Source organism: Phytopseudomonas flavescens, assembly GCF_900100535.1.
Classification (GTDB): domain Bacteria; phylum Pseudomonadota; class Gammaproteobacteria; order Pseudomonadales; family Pseudomonadaceae; genus Aquipseudomonas; species Aquipseudomonas flavescens.
Genome location: NZ_FNDG01000008.1, coordinates 143,551 through 163,656 on the forward strand (window position 1 = coordinate 143,551; position 20,106 = coordinate 163,656).

Consider the following 20,106-nt stretch of genomic DNA (forward strand, 5'->3'; position numbering starts at 1 on the left):
TCAGGCCTGGGCTGGGCGCCACTGACCAGGCCGCGGCAGATCGATCTCCACGAAGCGCGCCGGTCTCGGCCCCTCGATCACGTCGGCGGTGTCGAGCAGCCAGCGCAACAACCGCTGTTGCAACGCCTGTTCGACATCGCCGTGTGAACCACCGGCCAGGTTGACCAGTTCGTGGGGGTCGCTGGGCCGGTGGTAAAGCTCGGCGGGCTCGTAGAGCCGCCAGACATAGGTCCACTCCCGGTTGCGCAAGGCCACCACCTTGCCGACCAGCTCCGGCCGATCATGTTGCAACTGCGCCTTCTGGTCATAGGGGAAGGTCGCACGCTCGAACAGCTCGGCCTCCTCGACGCGAAAGCCGCCTTCGCTGAATACCTCCAGCCGGTGCTCGGCTGCGGGCTCACGCAAACAGCGTTCGAAGGAACGCCCGTAGTGCTGGTGGGCAGGGCTGATGCCAGCCAGGTGCAGCAAGGTTGGGAACAAGTCGATCAGTTCGATCAACGCAGCGCTTTTCGCCCCCTGGGCGACATCCGGTCCGGCGACGATCAGGGGGGTTCTGACCAGGCATTCGTTGACCCCGGCCGGCCATTTTTCCACCGCCCCGTAGTCGCCCAGGTATTCGCCATGGTCGGAGAAGAACGCAGTGAACAGCTCCCCCTCTCCCCCACTGCGCGCCACCGCCTGCTGCAAGCGGCCGACGTGCATGTCGAGACGCGAGATCATGCCGTAGTAGACCGCACGGATTTCCTGCCAGTCGCGATCCTGCAGGCGATCCCAGCCATGCCGGCGGATCAGTTCGGCGAAGAAGCCGGGCTGGGCTCCACGCGCCTGCCGAGGCAGCTCGATGCCGCTTCGTGGGTACATGGAAAACCAGGGCTCCTCAACCTGGAAAGGTGGATGCGGGAAGATCAACGGCACATACAGCAGCCACGGCTCGCGCGGCGGCGCCTGCAGCCAGCGCTCCGCGCTGCGGATCACCGCTTCGTCGAAATCGATGACATCCGGCTCGCGGCTACCCAGATAGTGCGCCCTGGGCAGAGGCCCCTCGTCGCTGGGTGGGTGGTTGGCGAAGAAGTCGCGAAAGTCCAGCAGCGCCGGGTCGGCAAAGCCATGTTCGTGCAGCGCGAGTTCCGCCGCACCGGCGCCGAAGGTATCGCCGCGGCTGCCGGCATGCACCACGTGATAGCCGGCCTCCTTGAAGCTCTGCAAGAAGTTCGCTTCGTCGGGCTGTAGCAGATGCTGCAAGGTACGGTGGCCGCGCACATGGGGATAGCGCCCGGTGATGAAGGAGACCCGCGAGGGTGAGCAGACGCTGTGCTGGGTGAACGCCTCGCTGAAACGTACGCCACCGGCCGCCAGGCGATCCAGGTTGGGCGTACGCACCGGGGTGCTGGCAAAGCCCGGCAGGCAGTCGGCACGCAATTGATCGGCAACGATGACGAGGAAATTGGGACGCGAAGTCATTGCAGCAATCCTGAAGACAGAAGAAGGAAGCGCCGGGCGCTGTCGGGTAGAGCGTCCGCTGGCCCTGCCTGCGGATACCGTGGGTCAGAAATCCTTGCGCGCCTGGATACCGACGTAGCGTTCGTCGTCGCGCGGCACCCAGCGCCTTACGTTGCTGGTGCTGTCGATGATGTAGGGCGTATAGGACTTGTCCGCCAGGTTCTTGGCCAGCAGTGCCACGCGCCAGCCCTGGTTGTAGTCGGCCAGGGCCACGCTGGCGTTCCAGATGCCGTAGGCACCCTGGACGGTATCGGGGTTCTGGTCGAGGCTGAACTGCACCTCGCTCTGCCAGTTGTAATCACTGCTCAGCTCCAGATCCAGGCCGTTGCCCAGGGGGATGCCGTAGTCGGCGCGCACATAGGTCTTCCAGTCCGGCGTGAAGGGCAGCGGCTCGCCGTCGATGTTGCAGCTGGCGGCTGCCGCCGGCGGGCACTGGAAGCGGTCGATGCGGGCATGGGTGTAGGCCACGGAGCCGGAGAAACGCAATTGCCGGGTCGCCTGCCAGGCGCTGTCCAGCTCGACGCCCTGGGTGCGCACCGAGCCGGCGTTGATCAGGCGGGTCACCGGCGAGCCGGCGATCTGGTCGTAGAAGTTGGCCTGGTAGTCGTCGTAGTCACTGCGAAACAGCGCCAGGTTAGCGGTCAGGCGCTGGCCGGGGCCGGCGTACTTGAGGCCGATCTCGTAGGAGTTGGAGGTTTCCGGGTCCAGCGGCTCGATATCCGCCTCGTACATCTGGAAGTAGACGTTGTACGCCGGGCCCTTGTAGCCGCGCGAGTAGGTGGCGTAGCCGGTCAGGTGCTCGCTGAAGTCGTGCTGCAGGCCCAGGCGGCCGGATATGCCGTTGTCGCTGTGCGAGCCGGACGAGGCGTAGGACGGGCGGATCGATGGCACCGAGGTGGCCGAGGTGGAGATCCGCCAGTGATCGTATTCGACCTCGTCATGGGTGGCCCGCAGGCCGACGATCAGCCGCCAGTCATCGCGGAGATTCAGGGTGCCCTCGCCAAACAGCGCATAGCTGTCGTTGCTCGCGCTGAATTCGCCATGGCCCAGGGTGTCGCCGTAGCCCGGCGCCAGGGAGCGACGCTGGTAGGCCTCGTCGGAGTTGCCGTGGAACAGGTAGAGTCCGGTGACATATTCGAGAAAGCGGCCGGATGGCGATGCCAGGCGCAGCTCCTGGCTGAACTGGTCGAAATCGACCTGGCCGTAGTCATGGATGGCCCGCACCGGCAGCGCAGCCAGGGCGTCCTGATCCTGGTGCTGGGTGTTGTCCCAACCGCGCCAGGCGCTGATCGAGGTCAGGGTGTGCTGGCCGAGGCGCCAGTCGACCTGGGCGGACAGGCCCTTGTGGGTGTCCTCGGCATAGGTCTTGTAGTCGTTCTGCACCTGGCGGTTGCGCGCGCCGGCGACGGCCGGGGCGAAGCTGCCGGCGAAAGCGCTACTGGCCCACGATGGTACGCCGTTGGGCGTGCTGTCCTCGCCCTCCAGGTAGTCGCCGATCAGCGTGAGGCGCAGCGTCTCGTTCGGGGTGAAGTACAGCTTGCCGCGCACGCCCTGGCGGTCGTAGCCATTGACCGTCCGGCCATCGTGGACATTGCGCACATTGCCGTCGTAGCGGCCCCACAGGGTGCTCAGTGAACCCTTCAGGGTTTCGCTGAGTCGCCCGCCGATGCCGAAGCGCAGGCGGTTCTCGTTGCCCTTGCCGTAGAACCCGTAATCGACGAACCCCTGGGTCTCGTCGGGCGCCTCGCGGCTGATCACGTTGAGCACGCCGGCCGAGGCATTGCGACCGAACAGCGTGCCCTGGGGCCCGCGCAGCACTTCGATGCGCTCGACATCCATCAGGTCCAGGGTGGACTGCCCCGGCCGCCCGTACACCACCCCATCGACCACCGTGGCCACACTGGGCTCGACGCCCGGGGACGTGGAGATGGTGCCGACCCCGCGTACGAACAGCGAAGAATCCTTGCTCGACGCGGTGGCACGGTAGTTGAGACTGGGCACCTGCTGCACCAGGCCGGCGATGTTGTTGCGGTTGTCACGTTCCAGTTGTTCGCCATCGACCACCGACACCGCCACGGGTACCTTTTGTAAAGAGGCTTCACGGCGGGTGGCGGTGACCGTGACGGTTTTCAATGCCGTGGCGCCAGCCTGCGGCACCGGGGTGCTCGACTCGGCGGCGGAGGCAGCGCTGGAACTGGCGAGGACGGCGAGTGCCAGCCAGGAGAGGCGATGGGATGGGGCAAGGGCACGATGGCTTGGCATGGGTGGTTCCCAGCCCCGCGTTTGCCGCGGGGCCCTGGCAGATGGATAAGGTTATAGAAAATGGTTCTTACGCCGGAAATCCCGTAGCCCGTAATCTCGGCATGGGTTCTCATGCCGGAAAGTTTTAACAAATGGCATGCACTGCTGAAAAATTCATTAAACGCATCGTTCCATGACTTGAAGGTCTGCTGATGGATTTACGTCAACTCAGGCATTTCGTAGCCCTGGCCAAGCACCTCAATTTCACCCGTGCGGCACAGGAGTCGTGCATCACCCAATCGGCCTTCAGCCGCAGCATTCAGGGTCTGGAGCACGAATTGGGCGTGCCTCTGGTCGAGCGCAACAACCGAGGCACGTTGCTCACCGCCAAGGGCGAGGCGCTGCGCGCACGCGCCCACCAGCTGCTGGAAGCCGCCGACAACCTGCGTGACGATCTGGTGCTGCAACCGCCGCAGGCCGAGCACCAAGTGCTGAGTTTCGGCACCGGGGTACTGCCCACTGCCCGTCTGCTGCCACAGGCCATTGCACGGTTCGTACAGCGCTATCCGCAGGTCAAGATCGACATGCGTTGCCAGTGGCTCCACGATCTGCTTGCGATGCTCGACGATGGGCAGATCAGCTTTCTGGTCGCGGATCTTCGCCACATCGACATCGGTACCCGGCACCTGGTACGCCCTTTGCGCTTTCGCCATTTCGGCCTGTTCTGCCGGGAAGGCCATCCGTTGCTGCGACGCGCCCGGGTCGCTTTCGACGACTTGGCCGACCATCCCCTGATCGGCTCGGCCCTGCCCTACGAGATCCACCACATGCTGCTCAGCCGACTGAGCCGCGGCGCGCTGCCGCTCAACCTGGAATGCCTGTTCATCGACATGCTGCCGACGATCATCGGTGAGTCCGATGCCATAGGCATCGCCCCGCTGGAAGTGCTCGATCCCTTGCTCGCCAGCGGAAACTTCCAGCGCCTGCAATGCCACGACGAGCCGGATCAGATGCGCGACGGCGGTGCCTGCCTGGGTCTGGTGCAGTTGCATGCGGCGGTGCTGCCGGCACCGGCCCAGTATCTGGCCGACGCCATCCTGCACGACGAGGCGCAGCGCCAGCAACGACAAGCGGTGGCCCACCGCGGCATCTCCAGCCTGGAACCCGGCGCCCTGTCATAGCGCTGAGCGGCGAGGCTGGGGTCTGTCGACGTTTCAGCGCGCGGCGCCGCTGCCGTCGTAGTCCGGCCACAGGCCTTGCAGGCGCTGGCGCTCGATCGCCGACTCGACGAACGCCGGAGCGAACCACGCCTGTACTGCGAACGGCTTGCGGATCAGGCGCAATTGCGCGGCCTGTTCGATGCTGCTGGCGAAACTGTCCTGCAGGAACCGATCCAGGCGTGGGGAGAAACGAAAACGCGGATCGCTGTCGCCCATTTCCTCAGTCAGTAGCCAGAGCGGCATACCGCTCTTCTGCGCCTGGGCGGCCAGGTACGCGGGCAGCGCCTCGGGCTGCGACACCTTGGCCAACTCGGCAACCAGGACGTCGATCAGGCGCTGCGTCACCTCGGGATAACGCTGGATGAAAGCGGCGTCGGCAACCAGTCCACCCTGGGTGGTCGCCTGCGGCCCGAGGGCCAGCGTGCTCAGTGGAATATCGAGACCCTGCTCACGCAGCCGCAACAGGTAGAGGTTCGACCAGGTGGCGTCGATATGCCCGGCCGCCAACGCAGCGCGGGCGGCACTCCAGTCAAGGTTGACTACCTTGAGGTCGCGCTCGCTCAGGCCGGCGCCATGCAGCAAGCGATCGAAGGACAGCTGGTCGGCGGTACCGCGGTAGATGGCCACGCGCTTGCCCTTGAGGTCGGCGACCTCGCGGATACCGGCCTGTGGTGTGGCGGCAAGAAACAGATTGCTGCCCCGCTGGCCCAGCAGCAGGCGGGTATCGAGACCCTGGGCACGACCGATGATCGCGGGCAGGTCGCCGAGCAGCGCGAAGTCCAGTTGGCGGTTGGCCAGAGCCTCGTTGATGGCGGGACCGGCGCCCTTGAAGAAATGCCACTCGACCTCGATACCGTCGGCAGCGAAGGCCTTTTCCAACAGTCGATGGTGCTGGACGTCGCCAAGCGGTCCGGTGGCGACAGGCTTATCGCCCGGGCTCAGATCGGGCAAGCCGATGCGTACCGCCTGGGGTGCTTCGCGAGCCCAGGCCGGGTGGCTGGCGAAAGGCAGCATGGCCACCATCAGTACAACGAAATATCCACGCAAGGTCTTCATCGTCTCTGCCCATGAAGGAGTCGAAGGCGCATTGCGCAAGAACGCGGTCGACAACACCAACGCTTTCGCCGCATGCCGCCATGTCCTCCCTGCATGGGCGGTTCGCCTCAGAGCAGATCGCGCATCAACAAGGCGTACTGCAGTTCCACCCCGGCCGGCACCGGCAGGTACACGACGTGGCCATCGCCGGGCGCCACGCCGATCGATTCAGCGGCGCGGCTTTGCAAATGTTCCAGGGTAAAACGCAGGTTACCTTTGGGCGTCATCAGCTCCAGGCCATCGCCCACGGCGAAGCGGTTCTTCACCCGCACTTCGGCCAGTTCGCCACGGCGCTCGCCGGTCAGTTCACCGACGAATTGCTGGCGCTCGGAGAGCGAGCTGCCGTGCTGGTAGTTCTGGTACTCGTCGTGCACATGGCGGCGCAGGAAGCCCTCGGTGTAACCGCGGTGGGCCAGCGACTCCAGGCTGTCCATCAGGCCACGGTCGAAGGGCCGGCCGGCCACCGCGTCGTCGATGGCCTGGCGATACACCTGGGCGGTACGGGCACAGTAGTAATGGGACTTGGTGCGCCCTTCGATCTTCAGCGAGTGCACGCCCATCTTCAGCAGGTGCTCGACGTGCTGCACGGCGCGCAGATCCCGCGAGTTCATGATGTAGGTGCCGTGCTCGTCTTCGAAGATGGGCATCTGCTGCTCGCCATCCTCGAGCAGGAACACCTGCTCGCTCGGCGCGCCGATCCCCAGGGTCGGCTCCACCTGGCGAACGATCTCGCCCAGCTCGTTCTCGCTTGCCGCTTTCATGTCGTACTGCCAGCGGCAGGCATTGGTGCAGGCGCCCTGGTTGGGGTCACGGCGATTGAGGTAGCCCGACAGCAGGCAACGCCCGGAGTAAGCCATGCACAGCGCGCCATGGACGAACACTTCCAGCTCCATGTCCGGTACCTGGGCACGGATTTCCTCGATCTCCGCCAGGGACAATTCCCGCGAGAGGATCACCCGCGTCAGCCCCTGCCCCTGCCAGAACGCCACACTCGCCCAGTTCACCGCGTTGGCCTGCACCGACAGGTGGATGGGCATCCGTGGGTAACGACCGCGCACCAGCATGATCAGGCCGGGGTCGGACATGATCAGTGCGTCGGGTGCCATGTCGATCACCGGCTGCAGGTCGTCCAGAAAGGTCTTCAACTTGGCATTGTGCGGCGCGATGTTGACCACCACGTAGAAACGCTTGCCCAGGGCGTGTGCCTCGCGGATGCCCTGGGCCAGATGGGCATGGTCGAACTCGTTGTTGCGAACCCGCAGGCTGTAGCGTGGCTGCCCGGCATATACCGCATCGGCGCCGTAGGCGAAGGCGTAGCGCATGTTTTTCAGGCTGCCGGCCGGGGACAGCAGTTCGGGACGAAACACGGAGCTGGGCATGACGGCACGGACTCACAAAAAACAGGGCCGGCAATTCTGCAGAGCTCGGCCACCGCGCCCATTGATCTGTGTCTATGACGGCGTTCTCGTGGTCGGCCTCGGCGACCGCCGGCCATCCGGCCAGGGGGTGGCAAACAACAAGGCGATGCAGCGCGCCAGTCGCCGCCCCTGGCTACGCTCCTCACGCAACCCGACGCGCCCACTCATCGCCGGTACCACAGGCGGAAGAAGCCCAGTGCGAACAGCAGGCCGATCTGCATCATGGCCACGCACAGTTGCAGAAACGACTGCACGGCGCTGTTCGCCGTCGCATCGTTCACGCCAGTCAAGGCATTCCAGAAAGGCTCGGGCAATAGCTGCAGGCCAAGCTGGGCGAAAGGCCAGCCGCTGAGCATCAGCAGCTCGATCCAGTCGAAGCGGCCGACGAACATCATGGCGATCAGCAGCATGCCGGCGATGCACAGGCCAAGGACGAAGCAGGCGGAAAATTGCAGTAACAGGCGCATGGCAGTCTCCAGAGGGCGTGCGACCCGCACGCCCCGGCAAGGTAATCAGGGGGTCATCTGGGTTTCGCCGGTGGCCGGGCGGCCCACGCCGTACCAGTCGAGCTTGCGGGTCAGCACCATCACACTGCCCAGCACGCCGAACACCAGCAGCGAGCCCATCAGCAGGGCGTAGTCTTCGGCACCGAGCAGGCCGTAGAGCAGCCCGTACAAGGCGGCCAGCAACACGCCGAACGCAGCGCCTCGCGACCAGCTGTGCAGCACGCTGCTGACGTAGAAGGTGTTCAGCGCCACGCAGCCCAGGGCGGACAATGCATAGGCGCTGGCGAACCCCAGGTGCTCGGAGAGCGACAGCAACAGCAGGTAGAACAGCGCCAGCGACAGGCCCACCAGGGCGTACTGCACCGGGTGCACGGCCAGGCGCTTGAGCACCTCGAAGAGAAAGAACACCGCGAAGGTCAGGGTGACGAACAGCAGCGCGTACTTGATCGCCCGGTCGGCCTTGAGGTACTGGTCCACCGGCTCGATGAAGCTCACCCCGAACGTCCTGCTCTGCATGGCCGAGCAGGAGCCGCTGACGCAACTGCTCAACGCCTCCTGCATGTCGGTGGCGAAGAAGCTGGTCTGCCATTTGGCGGTGAAGCCCTGCTCGGTCACGTCGCGCTGGCTCGGCAGGAATTCACCGACGAAGCTCGGGTGCGGCCAGTCCGAACGCAGGGTGACCTGGCTTTCGCGGCCGACCGGGGTGATGCTCAGTTGCTCGGTGCCCTGCAGCTTCAGGTCGAAGGCGAAGGTATAGACCTGATCCTCGCGGGTGTCAGGCGCTGGCAGCACAACGTGCACGCCGCTGCCGAAGCGTTCGTCGCCGCTGCCCGGCTCGACGCTCAGGCTGGCGCCGTTGAGCTGCAGCCTGAGGTCATTGCCGATGCCGCGTACATCGCTGATGCCGACGGCGATGAAGGGCGCCTCGAAACGGTAGGCGTCGACGTCGCCGATACCGTAGTTGGCCGGCACCCGGAATTCGCCGCCGACCTTGCTATCGCTGTGGTAGAGGCGCGCCTGGTAGATACCGCGGTAACGCAGCTCGGTGCGCACGTCGCCATCGAGGGTGAAGCGCTCGGGCAGGAAGTACAGGCGGCCCTGTTCGGTGGACTCCTCCAGATGACGCTCGTCGCTGTCCTTGCGGGTTTTCCAGACAAGCACTCTCTTGCGGTACGGCACCACCAGAACAGGCCCGGTGATCTGCTGGGCATAACTGGAGCTGCGGGCAATATCGCGCAGTACGTCGTCGCGGGCACCTTGGCGCTCGCCGACCAGGCCATCGATCAGCAACAGGGGAATCATCAACAACAGAATCAACAGGGCGATGGTGCCCAGTTTCAACATCAGGCTTCGGTTCATGGCACAGCGCTCCGTGCGGTTGGGATGCACGCAGTCTGGCCACGCCCCGTGAAGGCAGCGTGGAGTAGAGATGGAGAATCTGTGGTCGTTGTGCGGGCAGCCAGGCGCCTGGCGCCGGCGCTGCGCCGTCAGGACACCCGGTTCGGCGCAGGCCGCTCTCGACGCTGAGCATCACTCGCCGCGGATGTACTGTTCCAGGTGCTGGATCAGGTGTTCCTGGGCACTGATGATGTCTTTCACCAGGTCTCCGATCGACAGCAGGCCGACCAACTGGCCATCGTCCACCACCGGGAGGTGGCGAAGACGACCGCTGGTCATCAGTTCCATGCAGCGTCGGCTGTCTTCCCCGCTGGTCACGGTGATCACCTTGCCGGTCATGATGTCACTGACCTTGAGGTTGGCCGGCGACCGCTCCTGCACGGCCACCTTGCGCACATAGTCGCGCTCGCTGACGATGCCGGCCAGACGCTCGCCCTCGAGCACCACCAGGGCGCCGATGCCCTTTTCGGCCATCAGTTTCACCGCCGCGAAGACACTGCTGTCGGGCGTGACGCTGTATACGTTGGAAATCGGCTTGCTCTTCAGCACTTCGGCCACGGTCTTTTTCATGCGCGTTCTTCCTGTCCCGGTCGATTGGCGATCCGTTTCAGGATAGCCAACGCACACGCATCCGTACGCCGTGCGTCCCGGAGGGTCGTTGACGGCTTCTTAGCGGTCGTTAACGCAGGTTCAACGCACGAAGCACAGGCTCACTTCCACACCATCGGCACGGTTGGCGATGCTCAGGGTCGCGCCATGCAGATCGACCACTTCCTGCACGAAATTGAGCCCCAGGCCGGTGCTCTTGCGCCCGGTGGCCGGACGCGCCAGGGAGTAGAAGCGCTCGGTCAGGCGCGCTAGCGCGTAATCCGGGATCGCCGGCCCCTGGTTGAACAGGCGCAGTCGCAGATGCTTATCGTCGCTCTCGGTGGCAAAGCGGATCAGCCCGCCCGGCGGCGTGAAGTCCAGTGCATTGTCGAGCAGGTTGGCCAACGCCTGGCGTAGCAGGAACCGTTCACCAGGCACCGTGTGGCTGGCCGCCACGCGGTTGTCCACCTGCACACCGCTGCGCTCGATACGCGCCACCTGCGCCTGGACCAGGCTGTCGACCAATGGCTGCAGCGCCACCGCCACTCGTTCTTCCAGGCCCCGGCGCTGTTCGACCTGGGCCAGATGCAGCAGGCGTTCGACGAGGTTCTGCAAGCGCTCGCCCTGCTCCGCGATATTGGCCACGAAGCGCTGTTGCTGGGCCGCGGGCATAGGGGTCTCCAACAGCTCGGCAGCCCCACGGATCGCCGCCAGGGGGCTTTTCAATTCATGGGTGAGGGTATGCACGTAGCGCTCGACGTAGGCCTTGCCCTCCAGCTCGGTGCGCATGCGCTCCACCGCCTGGGCCAGTTGCCCGAGCTCACCGCCACGCACCCTGGGCAACGCGGCCCGCTGCCCCTCGCTGACCGCCTGTGCATAACGGGTCAGGCGACGCAACGAGCCGCTCAACCACCAACTGAGCAGCCCGCCGACCAGCAGGCCGAGGCCGATCAGCCCGGCCCCCAGCCAGCCAAGGCGTCGCTGCGAACGTTCGATGTAGGGCTGCAGGGTGCGATTGGGCTTGGCCACCGATACCACGCCGAGGATCCGCCCGCCATCGACGATGGGCGCCGCCACGTACATCACCGAAGAGTCGGGATCGTTGGGATCTTCACGGGTCGAGCGCACCCCGTAGCGGCCATGCAGGGTCAGGTAGACATCGTTCCAGCGCGAATAGTCCTGGCCCACCGCCAGGCCGCTGGAGTCCAGCAACACGATGCCCTGGTCGTCGGTGACGTAGATGCGATGGTTGACCTGGTTCTTCGCCACCCCCCAGATCTGCGCCTGAGGCTGGCGCCGTCCGTAGGCCTTGAGCAGTTCAGGCAATCGCCCCTGGGTCAGTTGGCCGGACTTGACGTCTTCACGGAGAACCTCGGCCAGCAGGTGCGCGGTGTCGACCAGGGTTTCCTCGGTGGACTGCCGCACCCCAGGGCGGATTTCATCCATCACCGTGCTCAGCACGAACCAGCCGGACAAGCCGACGAACAGGAAATACACCAGGAAAATACGTACCCCTAGCGGCATCAGCGAACTCCCCGCAAGGCGCCCATCGGCCTACTCCAGCTTGAGGCTGTAGCCCAGGCCACGATGCGTCTGAATCGGCTCGGCCTGGGGCGCGACCTGGCGCAGTTTGGCGCGCAGGCTCTTGATATGGCTGTCGATATTGCGCTCGTAGCCGGCATCCACTGCGACACCCAGTGCATCGAGCAATTGCTCGCGGCTGAATACGCGCTCCGGCTGCGCGAGCAGGCATTGCAGCAGCTGGAATTCCAGACGGGTAAGGCTCAAGCGCTGGCCATGGTAGTCGATACGCACCCGCTCGCTGTCGATGCGGAACGGCCCATCGACAGGCCTGGCGGCACCCTCACGAGGGCCGACACGCTTGAGGATGGCTTTGACACGGGCCGCCACTTCACGGGGGCTGAAAGGTTTTACCACGTAGTCATCGGCGCCTATTTCCAGGCCCACCACGCGGTCGATCTCGTCGCTGCGCGCGGTGAGGAACATCACCGGCACCTCGGAAAAACGCCGCAGCCGCTTGCAGGTTTCGAAGCCGCTGATGTCCGGCAGCCCGACGTCCAGGATCACCAGATCGAAGGTTTCACGTTCCAGCAGCGCCAGCGCGTCGCCGGCAAGGGTCGCCCAACGGGTGGCGAAGCCCTCGGCTTGCAGGGCATACACCAGGGTATCGGCAATCGCGGCTTCATCTTCGACGATAAGGACAGTCGCCATGCTGGCACCCTTGCGGCACTTGGGCTGCGGAGCCTGCGCGTGCAGGCGCTTCTCGTCAATAGCCAGCAGCCTCGCACGGCTATGCACAAAAGGGGTGGATCAGTCTGTGGATAAGCTTGGCATGAAGCGCTATGGCCCTCGAAAAATGGGCGCTGCAGCCATGCGGTCATTATTTGAGCAATCACTTACCCACAGATTGAAATCACCCAAACCCCTGTAATAAAACAAGTTTAGTCAATAGATAACAGCATCTTTCGCGGCCTGTATCGGTGCACAATTTGCGTGGATGAAGTTGTGGATAATCCTTGTATGGAGACCGCCACGTCGCGTAAAACCTGGCTTGCAAGGCATCGTACATTTTATGACCATCTTCGCCAGCCCCTGAAAAAGGTTGCAAATCCGCCATTTCCGCTGGCGGTGGTTGAGCAGATGGCCAATCGCCCCATAACGCTATACACAGTTATGGTGGAGTAATCTGTGGATAAGCTCGGGATGACAGGCAGCCAAGCGGGTGAGCCGCGGCCTGCAGAGCACTGTACAGTTTTCGAACAGGTTTACCGAAAGACCTTCAAGCCGCTGTATTTACTTGACTTTAGCGGCTCGGGAAGGTGCGGAAACGCCACTTGGCCGGGTTATTCGCTATACACAGTTATCGTGGAAGAACCTGTGGACAACCCTGGGAATAGTCGCTGCAGGCCATGCTACCCATGGCCTGCAAGCAAGCGTTCATTTTCTGAGCGATGCTGCCGAGCCGCCCTCAATCGACCCGGAAACGCCCGGTGTTCTGCGCCAGGGTCTCGCTGCCGCGACGCAGTTGTTCACTGGCGTCACTGACCATGCGCGCGCCGTCGAGCAATGCACGGGCGGCCTGGTCGACCTGCTGGATATTGTGGCTGACCTCATCGGCGGTGGCGGCCTGCTGCTCGGCGGCGGTGGCGATCTGCGCCAGACGATCGCTGACCCGTTGCACCGACTCGACGATGCCATCGAGATCCGCACTCATCGCCAGCACGTTGTCCACATCGCCTTCGGCCTGCTGCATGGCTTGTTCCATCTCGGCCACAGACTGGCCGACCACCTTGTGCAGATCGCCTACCGTCTGGGCGATTTCGGCCGTGGAATTCTGGGTACGTTGCGACAGTGAGCGCACCTCGTCGGCGACCACCGCAAAACCGCGACCTTGCTCGCCCGCGCGTGCCGCCTCGATGGCGGCGTTGAGCGCCAGCAGGTTGGTCTGTTCGGCGATCCCCTTGATCACGTCGACCACACGGGTGATCTGCTCGGTCTGCTTGCGCAACTGCTGCAGGGTCGACGCACTGCCCGCCAGGCGGCCGCTGAGTTCGCGCATGCTGGCACTGGTGTGGGCACTGCGCTGGTTGCTCTGGACGGCGATCTCACGGGTCTGGCCGGCCTCCCGGGCGGCCTGTTCGCAGCTCTGTGCCACGCTCTGGGCAGTAGCGGCCATCTGCGTGGCCGCCGTGGCGATCTGGCTCATCTGCGCCTGTTGCCGCTCGACCGCTGCCAGCGAACTGCTGGCCTGGCTCCCCAGACCCTGGACCGTCTGGTCGAGATGCTGCCCTTCGCGGCCAACGCCCTGCATCGAGTCGCGCACACGGGCCACGGCACCGTTCAACGCCGTGGAGATCGCCGCCAGGTCGTCAGCCCCGTGGACCTGCACGCATACCCGCAGGTCACCGTCGCACAGGCCTTCGGCGGCCTGGATGATGCCGGCGGTACCACGACGGATGGAGGCGTTGAGGCACAGCAGCAAGTACAGCGCCAGCAGGGTCAGCGCGGCGAAGATCAGCACGGTGCGCAGCATGCCTTGCTCGGCCTGGTTCCGGTAATCGCCAAGGCTGGCATTGAACTGCTCGAATACCGCCTGGCGCAGCGTCAGCAATTGCGCCTCCAGGCTCTGCACCTGCTGCACGAACTGCGCAGGCTGCAGCACCATGGGGCTGGCCTCGAACATATCGCGGTCGATCTCGGCGAGGAACTGCTGCAGGCCCTGCTCGGCCTGCGCGAAGGGCTGCTGCAAACGCAGCATGGCAGGCGCAGAGCTACGCTCCAAAGCAGTGCGCGCCTTGATTATCTGTGCACCAGATTGCTCCAGCGAACGGCGCAGGTCACGCACCAGCACGCGGTTCTGCAGGGTGAAATGCTGCGCCACCAGCGAACCGTAGCCCTGGCTGGCGAAACTGCCGAGGTTTTCTGCCAGGCGCGGCAGGGTGAAGGTCAGTTGCTCCATCATCAGGTAGGTATCGAGATAGGGATCCAGTATCAGGCTACTGTCCGTGGCCACCAGCTCGCGCAGCACCACCAGCTGCGAAAGGGTGTTCTGGTAACGCTCCAGGGCATCGAGCAGCGCCATTTTACCCAGCACGGCCAGATCCAGTTCCCCCACCGACGTTCGCAACGCGTCCAGCTGGCGCCTGGTTTCCTCACTCGGGGAGTTCAGTGCCAGCTGCCCGGCAGCCGCTGCAAGCGCATCACCGAGCTTGCTGCCGCGTTCGCGCAACAGGCCTTCGGCCGCCTTGTCGTTACCCTTCCAGCGGGCCAGCAGGAAGCGCTGCTCGAGCAGTTCCTGCTCCACGGCCCCCAGGGCATTGATCCCCTGCATGCCGTCAAGCTCGCGGTTCAGTGTCCCGATACGCTCGAGATTACCGCTCAGAATCACCCAGAGCGCATAGCCCAGGGGAATGATGAACAGCACGAACAGCAACTGGAACTTGCGGGTGAAACTGATGCGCTCCAGCACACGCACACCCGGTTTGAGCAATCCCCACATACCGCACCTCGAAACAGGCGCCACAGGCACACAACGCTGTGGCAATGTGCCATTTCGAGGCAAGAATCACGCCTGAGTGAACGAATGCCGACAATGCGCCCGGCCGTTCAGCAACGAGGCTGTTCGGCGGTATAACGATGGGCCGGATCGATGGCCGCATCCAGTTTGCGAATGGCGCTCGCGCCGATCAGCAAGGGGTAATCGAAATGGCTGCGATCGGTCAGGTTGACCTCGATGGTACGTTTCTCTTCACCCAGGCAGATGTCCATGGCGACCACCGGCCGCGCGGAATAGGAAGGTTCCTCGGAACGGCCCTCCTCGGCGCGGTTCTTGATTTCGATGACGCGAGCCAGCGGCTTCTCGAAGACCTGATCATTGGCATCGTCGATGGCCAGGCGGAAACGCACCCAGTCTTCGCCATCACGCTGGAATCGTTCGATATCCCGGGCCGATAGCGATGCGCTCATGGCCCCCGTGTCCATCTTGGCCTTGAGGGTCTGGCCGATCTGCGGCAGTTGAATGTATTCGTAGCGACCGTACAGGGTCGGCTGATTGGCCATTGCCGGCAGAGTAACGGCTGCAGCCAGCAAGGCTAGAACGGTTTTCACTCCTGAGCGTCCTTATGCTGAATAGACAGCATTGGGACTGGTTCATGAGGCAATGGTTCTAAAAACCTGCCAAGCAATCATTGCCCAGAACGGCCCCTGAGGAGCCGCAACAGGGCGAAAGCAGCCGTAGGGTGGATGACGCTCTTTTCATCCACCATCGCGCTCGCAGAGCGGTGGACGGATCGGGCCGCGTAGGTGAAGCGTCGTCCACCCTACAAATGACTGCTATCGCCTTTGAAGCGACCTTGGCCGTCGCGCTATAGCACCTGGCGCAGAAATGCCTGGGCGCGGGGATCCTGCGGCTGGGCGAAGAACTGTGCGGGCGGTGCGTCTTCCAGCAGCTTGCCGTGATCGAAGAACAGCACGCGGTCCGCCACTTCACGGGCAAAGCCCATTTCGTGGGTGACGCAGACCATGGTCATGCCCTCGACGGCCAGTTGCTTCATCACGTCGAGCACTTCGCCGACCATTTCCGGGTCGAGGGCCGAAGTGGGCTCGTCGAACAGCATCACCTTGGGATCCATGCACAGGGCCCGGGCGATGGCCACACGCTGCTGCTGGCCGCCGGACAGCCGCGACGGAAACTCGCCCGCCTTCTGGCCGATACCAACCTTGTCCAGCAGCGCACGGGCCTTGGCCTCGCGCTCGGCCTTGCCACGCTTGCGTACCACTTTCTGGGCCAGACAGAGGTTTTCCAGTACGGTCATGTGCGGGAACAGGTTGAAGTGCTGGAACACCATGCCGACTTCCCGGCGGTAGGCGTTGATATCGGTTTTCGGGTTGGCCAGGTCGAGGCCGTCGATGCTCACCGACCCGTCGTCCAGCTCTTCCAGGCCGTTGAGGCAGCGCAGGAAGGTCGACTTGCCGGAGCCGGACGGGCCGATCACCACCAGCACTTCGCCCCGCGCCACCCGAGTGGTCACACCGTCGACGGCGCGAACCTGCTGGCCCCGGGCGTCGAATACCTTGATCAGATCACGGACTTCAATCACTTTGCGCGAGCCTCCGTTCCAGGCGATTGGCGATCTGCGACAACGGCAGGTTGATCAACAGGTAGAGCGCGGCCACGCAGAACCAGATCTCGAACGTGGAGAACGAGGTGGTGATGGCTTCGCGGCCGCTCTTGGTCAGTTCGGTGATGGCGATCACCGAGACCAGCGAGGTGTCCTTGACCAGGCTGATGAACTGCCCGGCCAGTGGTGGCAGCACACGCTTGAAGGCCTGCGGCAGAATCACGTGGCGCATCGATTGCGCCGCACTCAACCCCAGGGAGCGGGCCGCTTCGCCCTGGCCGCGAACGATGGATTGCACACCGGCACGCACGATCTCCCCCACGTAGGCGCCGGTGAACAGCGCCAGCGCCGCCACCCCGGCGAATTCGCGAGACAGGTTGAGTACCGTGCCGATGAAGAAATAGAAAATGAAAATCTGCACCAGCAGCGGTGTGCCGCGTACCAGCTCGACATAGACCGTCGACAGATGACGCAGCGTCGGGTTGGCCGAGAGCCGGCACAGGCCGGTGACCAGCCCGATCAGCAGGCCAGATACGCCCGCCGCCACGGATATCCACAGCGTCGTCCAGAGCCCCCAGAGCAGCGGTCCGGCAGCCCAGTGACGATTGACGCCGACGACATCGCCCTCGGCCACGTCGTCACCCTCGCTGAACTGCAGGCTATCGCTTGCCACGCTGAGTTGCTGCTGCTCACCGCTTTCGCCAAGCAGCGTGACCAGCGCCTCGCCACCTTGCCGGCTGACGCTCTCGACACGGCTGTAGTCAGCCGCCCGCTGCGCCTCCTCCGCGTGGTAGGCGAAGTACTGGGGAACGCGATTCCAGCGCCACTCATAGGAAATCAGCGAGGTGGAATACCAGATCAGCAAGGCGCCCACGACCAGGATCAGACCGGTCAGCAGGTGCCAGGGCCACTGGGCTTTCTTCTGTTTAGCCACGGCGAGTGTCTACCCATTGAGTTGCAAACATGACAGCGCGCGGACGAGCCGCGCGCTGGGTGCAGCGGAACAGAGCCGTAGGCCCTATTCCATATCCTTGAGCCAGTTGGTGCTCTTGAACCACTTGGCATGGATGCGATCGTAGGTGCCATCTTCGCGGATCTGGTGCAGCCAGTTATTGATCCAGTTGATGCTGTCGTAGTCGCCCTTCTTCAGGCCGAAGGCCAGGGGCTCGAAGGTGAATGGCTGGTCGAGGAACACCAGCTTGCCGGCGCCAGCCTTGTTCACCGCGACGACGTTGTAAGGCGCGTCGTAGATGAAGGCATCGGCCTTGCCGTTGACCACGTCCATCACCGCTTCCTGCTCGTTGTCGAAGCCGCTGTACTTGGCCTGGGCGATCAGCTTCTTGGCGACCATCTCACCGGTGGTACCGATCTTCGAGGTGATGCGGTAGTCGGCGCTGTTCAGATCCTTGTAGCTCTTCACCTTGTCCGCCAGCTCCTTGCGGATCAGCAGGGTCTGGCCGACCACGATGAAGGGCTCGGAGAAGTTGATGCGCAGGTTGCGCTCCTGCGTCAGGGTCATGCCCGAGCCGATCATGTCGAACTTGTCGGTCAGCAGTGCAGGGATGATGCCGTCATACGAGGTGGACACCAGTTCCAGCTTGACGTCCATGGCCTTGGCCATGGCCTTGAGCAGGTCGACTTCGAAGCCGATGATCTCGCCACGCTTGTCGGTCATTTCGAAGGGCATGTAGGTCGGGTCCATACCCACGCGCAGGGTTCCGCGCTTGACCGCGTCATCGATGACGCCAGCCTGGGCAAGGCCCGCGAAGGCACAGACGGATAACAGCAGTGAGGCGACCAGCTTTTTCATTCTTGCTCCTGAAGGGCAGACAGTCGTAAGCGCCCGGAATAGGTCACGCACCGTGGTGGTGCAGGCGACAGGCCATGGGGAAAGGCGGCGCGGCATGCTAACCGTGATCGCCGTAGATAGCGAGATATCAACGCCAGATCAGCGACAAACAGTACCAGCCAGCGGGGAACGGCAAGGCAAGAAGCAGGCCAGGAGACGCGCCGGCTCAGGTTTCCAGCAGCAGGGTCACCGGGCCATCGTTGATCAGGTGCACCTGCATGTGCGCGCCGAAGCGTCCGCAGGCGACCTGAGGATGCTGCGCCCGGGCCTGCTCGAACAGATGCCCGAACAGCGCCTCGCCCTGGGCAGGTGGCGCGGCGCTGGAGAAGCCCGGGCGCAGTCCGCTGCGGGTATCGGCAGCCAGGGTGAACTGCGAAACCAGCAGCAGACCGCCACCGACCTCCTTGAGCGACAGGTTCATCTTGCCCGCCTCGTCGCTGAACACCCGGTAATTGAGCAACTTGTGCAGCAGCCTGGCGCAACTGGCCTCGCTGTCCTGCGGCTCGATGCCAACCAGCACCAGCAGGCCCTGCTCGATGGCACCGACGGTCTCTCCGGCGACGTCGACCCTGGCACTGGCGACGCGCTGCAGCAGTGCCTTCATGCTTCGTCGGGTGCCAGGTCGAGCAGGCGATGGGCGATCTCGTCGGCGGCGCGTACCAGCGCATCGGCGATGCCGGGCTCGGCGGCCGCGTGGCCCGCCTCGCGGATGATCTGCAGTTCGCTGTTGGGCCATGCCTGGTGCAGCGCCCAGGCATTGTCCAGCGGGCAGATCACGTCGTAGCGGCCATGCACGATGATGCCCGGCAGGTGGGCGATCTTCGGCATGTCACGCAGCAGTTGATCGGGCTCGAGGAAGGCATCGTTGACGAAATAGTGGCATTCGATGCGGGCGATCGACAGCGCACGCAGGCTTTCTGCGAAACGATCGACCACCTGCGGGTTGGGCCGCAGCGTGGCGGTGCGCCCTTCCCAGCACGACCAGGCCTTGGCCGCGTGCATCTGGGCGATCTGGTCGGCGCCGGTCAGGCGTTTGTGGAACGCCCGCATCAGGTCGCCGTGCTCCTCGGCGGGAATCGGCGCCAAGTAATCCTGCCAGTAATCCGGGAACAGCCGGCTGGCGCCCTCCTGGTAGAACCATTTGAACTCCTGCGGCCGGCACAGGAAGATGCCGCGCAGGATCAGCGCCTGCACCCGATCCGGGTGGGCCTGGGCATAGGCCAGCGACAGGGTCGAGCCCCAGGAACCGCCGAACAGCACCCATTTGTCGATGCCCAGGTGCTCGCGGATCCGTTCCATGTCGGCGACCAGATCCCAGGTGGTGTTGTTCTCCAGGCTGGCGTGGGGCGTGGAGCGGCCACAGCCGCGCTGATCGAAAGTGACGATGCGATACAGGTTGGGGTCGAAGTAACGGCGGCTCGCCGAATCGCAACCGGCGCCAGGGCCGCCATGCACGAACAGCACCGGCAGACCATCCGCCGAGCCGCTCTCATCGACATAGAGAACGTGCGGGGCATCCACCGCCAGCTCGTGACGGGCGTACGGTTTGATCTCCGGATACAGCGTCTGCATGGTGCGCTCCTGAGGAAGATTTGAGGTAGGCTCGGGCCGCCCGCACGTGGAACGGGCTGTTGCGCTCGTCCAGGCATC

17 protein-coding genes are annotated in these 20,106 nt (G+C 64.1%); 1 reads left to right on the top strand and 16 read right to left on the bottom strand.

What is annotated here, in order from left to right; genetic code table 11:
- Positions 1 to 1,461, bottom strand: a complete 1,461-nt coding sequence (locus BLR94_RS12655) for a sulfatase family protein (RefSeq protein ID WP_084305194.1) — start codon at positions 1,459 to 1,461, stop codon at positions 1 to 3.
- A gap of 84 nt (positions 1,462 to 1,545) precedes the next feature.
- Positions 1,546 to 3,762, bottom strand: coding sequence for a TonB-dependent receptor (locus tag BLR94_RS12660; RefSeq protein ID WP_084305196.1), 2,217 nt, complete (start codon positions 3,760 to 3,762; stop codon positions 1,546 to 1,548).
- Between the two features lie 191 nt (positions 3,763 to 3,953).
- Here BLR94_RS12660 and BLR94_RS12665 point away from each other — a divergent pair, with 191 nt between their 5' ends.
- A complete protein-coding gene (locus BLR94_RS12665) occupies positions 3,954 to 4,922 on the top strand; it encodes a LysR family transcriptional regulator (RefSeq protein WP_084305198.1) in 969 nt (322 codons plus the stop codon).
- A 33-nt stretch (positions 4,923 to 4,955) separates the two neighbouring features.
- Here the strand turns inward: BLR94_RS12665 and BLR94_RS12670 are convergent, their stop codons facing one another.
- The 14 genes from BLR94_RS12670 to pip all read right to left on the bottom strand — a co-directional run bounded on the left by BLR94_RS12670 (position 4,956) and on the right by pip (position 20,028).
- Entirely contained in the window at positions 4,956 to 6,017 is a 1,062-nt protein-coding gene (locus BLR94_RS12670) for an ABC transporter substrate-binding protein (RefSeq protein WP_084305200.1), read from the bottom strand.
- A gap of 107 nt (positions 6,018 to 6,124) precedes the next feature.
- On the bottom strand, positions 6,125 to 7,435 hold the full coding sequence (gene trhP / locus BLR94_RS12675) for a prephenate-dependent tRNA uridine(34) hydroxylase TrhP (RefSeq protein ID WP_084305202.1): 1,311 nt from the start codon (positions 7,433 to 7,435) through the stop codon (positions 6,125 to 6,127).
- Between the two features lie 203 nt (positions 7,436 to 7,638).
- A complete protein-coding gene (locus tag BLR94_RS12680) occupies positions 7,639 to 7,941 on the bottom strand; it encodes a hypothetical protein (RefSeq protein ID WP_084305204.1) in 303 nt (100 codons plus the stop codon).
- Positions 7,942 to 7,986: 45 nt separating this feature from the next.
- Positions 7,987 to 9,339, bottom strand: a complete 1,353-nt coding sequence (gene creD, locus BLR94_RS12685) for a cell envelope integrity protein CreD (RefSeq protein WP_084305206.1) — start codon at positions 9,337 to 9,339, stop codon at positions 7,987 to 7,989.
- Between the two features lie 171 nt (positions 9,340 to 9,510).
- Entirely contained in the window at positions 9,511 to 9,948 is a 438-nt protein-coding gene (locus BLR94_RS12690; RefSeq protein WP_084305208.1) for a CBS domain-containing protein, read from the bottom strand.
- A gap of 120 nt (positions 9,949 to 10,068) precedes the next feature.
- Positions 10,069 to 11,490 (bottom strand): two-component system sensor histidine kinase CreC, encoded by a 1,422-nt coding sequence (gene creC / locus BLR94_RS12695; protein ID WP_084305209.1) that lies wholly within the window; start codon positions 11,488 to 11,490, stop codon positions 10,069 to 10,071.
- A 30-nt stretch (positions 11,491 to 11,520) separates the two neighbouring features.
- Entirely contained in the window at positions 11,521 to 12,198 is a 678-nt protein-coding gene (gene creB / locus BLR94_RS12700) for a two-component system response regulator CreB (RefSeq protein ID WP_084305370.1), read from the bottom strand.
- A gap of 757 nt (positions 12,199 to 12,955) precedes the next feature.
- Positions 12,956 to 14,986, bottom strand: coding sequence for a methyl-accepting chemotaxis protein (locus BLR94_RS12705; protein ID WP_084305210.1), 2,031 nt, complete (start codon positions 14,984 to 14,986; stop codon positions 12,956 to 12,958).
- A 107-nt stretch (positions 14,987 to 15,093) separates the two neighbouring features.
- On the bottom strand, positions 15,094 to 15,594 hold the full coding sequence (gene rloA2, locus BLR94_RS12710) for a retropepsin-like aspartic peptidase RloA2 (protein ID WP_084305212.1): 501 nt from the start codon (positions 15,592 to 15,594) through the stop codon (positions 15,094 to 15,096).
- Between the two features lie 257 nt (positions 15,595 to 15,851).
- Complete coding sequence (locus BLR94_RS12715; protein WP_084305214.1) at positions 15,852 to 16,586, bottom strand: amino acid ABC transporter ATP-binding protein; 735 nt, start codon at positions 16,584 to 16,586, stop codon at positions 15,852 to 15,854.
- Positions 16,579 to 17,541 carry an amino acid ABC transporter permease gene (locus BLR94_RS12720; RefSeq protein ID WP_084305216.1) on the bottom strand — a complete coding sequence of 321 codons (963 nt, stop codon included), beginning with the start codon at positions 17,539 to 17,541 and terminating at the stop codon, positions 16,579 to 16,581. Before BLR94_RS12720 ends, BLR94_RS12715 begins: the two co-directional genes overlap by 8 nt.
- Before the next feature lie 84 nt (positions 17,542 to 17,625).
- Entirely contained in the window at positions 17,626 to 18,417 is a 792-nt protein-coding gene (locus tag BLR94_RS12725) for a transporter substrate-binding domain-containing protein (protein WP_084305218.1), read from the bottom strand.
- 205 nt (positions 18,418 to 18,622) lie between these two features.
- Positions 18,623 to 19,060: a D-aminoacyl-tRNA deacylase gene (gene dtd / locus BLR94_RS12730; RefSeq protein WP_084305220.1), complete on the bottom strand. Its 438-nt coding sequence runs from the start codon at positions 19,058 to 19,060 to the stop codon at positions 18,623 to 18,625.
- A complete protein-coding gene (pip, locus tag BLR94_RS12735; RefSeq protein WP_084305222.1) occupies positions 19,057 to 20,028 on the bottom strand; it encodes a prolyl aminopeptidase in 972 nt (323 codons plus the stop codon). The genes dtd and pip overlap by 4 nt, the downstream gene beginning before the upstream one ends.
- Positions 20,029 to 20,106: the final 78 nt, after the last annotated feature.

What these genes read in the sequence shown, in the direction of transcription:
- BLR94_RS12655 (WP_084305194.1), bottom strand. Translation starts at nt 1,461, where the DNA reads ATGACTTCGCGTCCCAATTTCCTCGTCATCGTTGCCGATCAATTGCGT.
- BLR94_RS12660 (WP_084305196.1), bottom strand. Translation starts at nt 3,762, where the DNA reads ATGCCAAGCCATCGTGCCCTTGCCCCATCCCATCGCCTCTCCTGGCTG.
- BLR94_RS12665 (WP_084305198.1), top strand. Translation starts at nt 3,954, where the DNA reads ATGGATTTACGTCAACTCAGGCATTTCGTAGCCCTGGCCAAGCACCTC.
- BLR94_RS12670 (WP_084305200.1), bottom strand. Translation starts at nt 6,017, where the DNA reads ATGAAGACCTTGCGTGGATATTTCGTTGTACTGATGGTGGCCATGCTG.
- trhP (WP_084305202.1), bottom strand. Translation starts at nt 7,435, where the DNA reads ATGCCCAGCTCCGTGTTTCGTCCCGAACTGCTGTCCCCGGCCGGCAGC.
- BLR94_RS12680 (WP_084305204.1), bottom strand. Translation starts at nt 7,941, where the DNA reads ATGCGCCTGTTACTGCAATTTTCCGCCTGCTTCGTCCTTGGCCTGTGC.
- creD (WP_084305206.1), bottom strand. Translation starts at nt 9,339, where the DNA reads ATGAACCGAAGCCTGATGTTGAAACTGGGCACCATCGCCCTGTTGATT.
- BLR94_RS12690 (WP_084305208.1), bottom strand. Translation starts at nt 9,948, where the DNA reads ATGAAAAAGACCGTGGCCGAAGTGCTGAAGAGCAAGCCGATTTCCAAC.
- creC (WP_084305209.1), bottom strand. Translation starts at nt 11,490, where the DNA reads ATGCCGCTAGGGGTACGTATTTTCCTGGTGTATTTCCTGTTCGTCGGC.
- creB (WP_084305370.1), bottom strand. Translation starts at nt 12,198, where the DNA reads ATGGCGACTGTCCTTATCGTCGAAGATGAAGCCGCGATTGCCGATACC.
- BLR94_RS12705 (WP_084305210.1), bottom strand. Translation starts at nt 14,986, where the DNA reads ATGTGGGGATTGCTCAAACCGGGTGTGCGTGTGCTGGAGCGCATCAGT.
- BLR94_RS12725 (WP_084305218.1), bottom strand. Translation starts at nt 18,417, where the DNA reads ATGAAAAAGCTGGTCGCCTCACTGCTGTTATCCGTCTGTGCCTTCGCG.
- dtd (WP_084305220.1), bottom strand. Translation starts at nt 19,060, where the DNA reads ATGAAGGCACTGCTGCAGCGCGTCGCCAGTGCCAGGGTCGACGTCGCC.
- pip (WP_084305222.1), bottom strand. Translation starts at nt 20,028, where the DNA reads ATGCAGACGCTGTATCCGGAGATCAAACCGTACGCCCGTCACGAGCTG.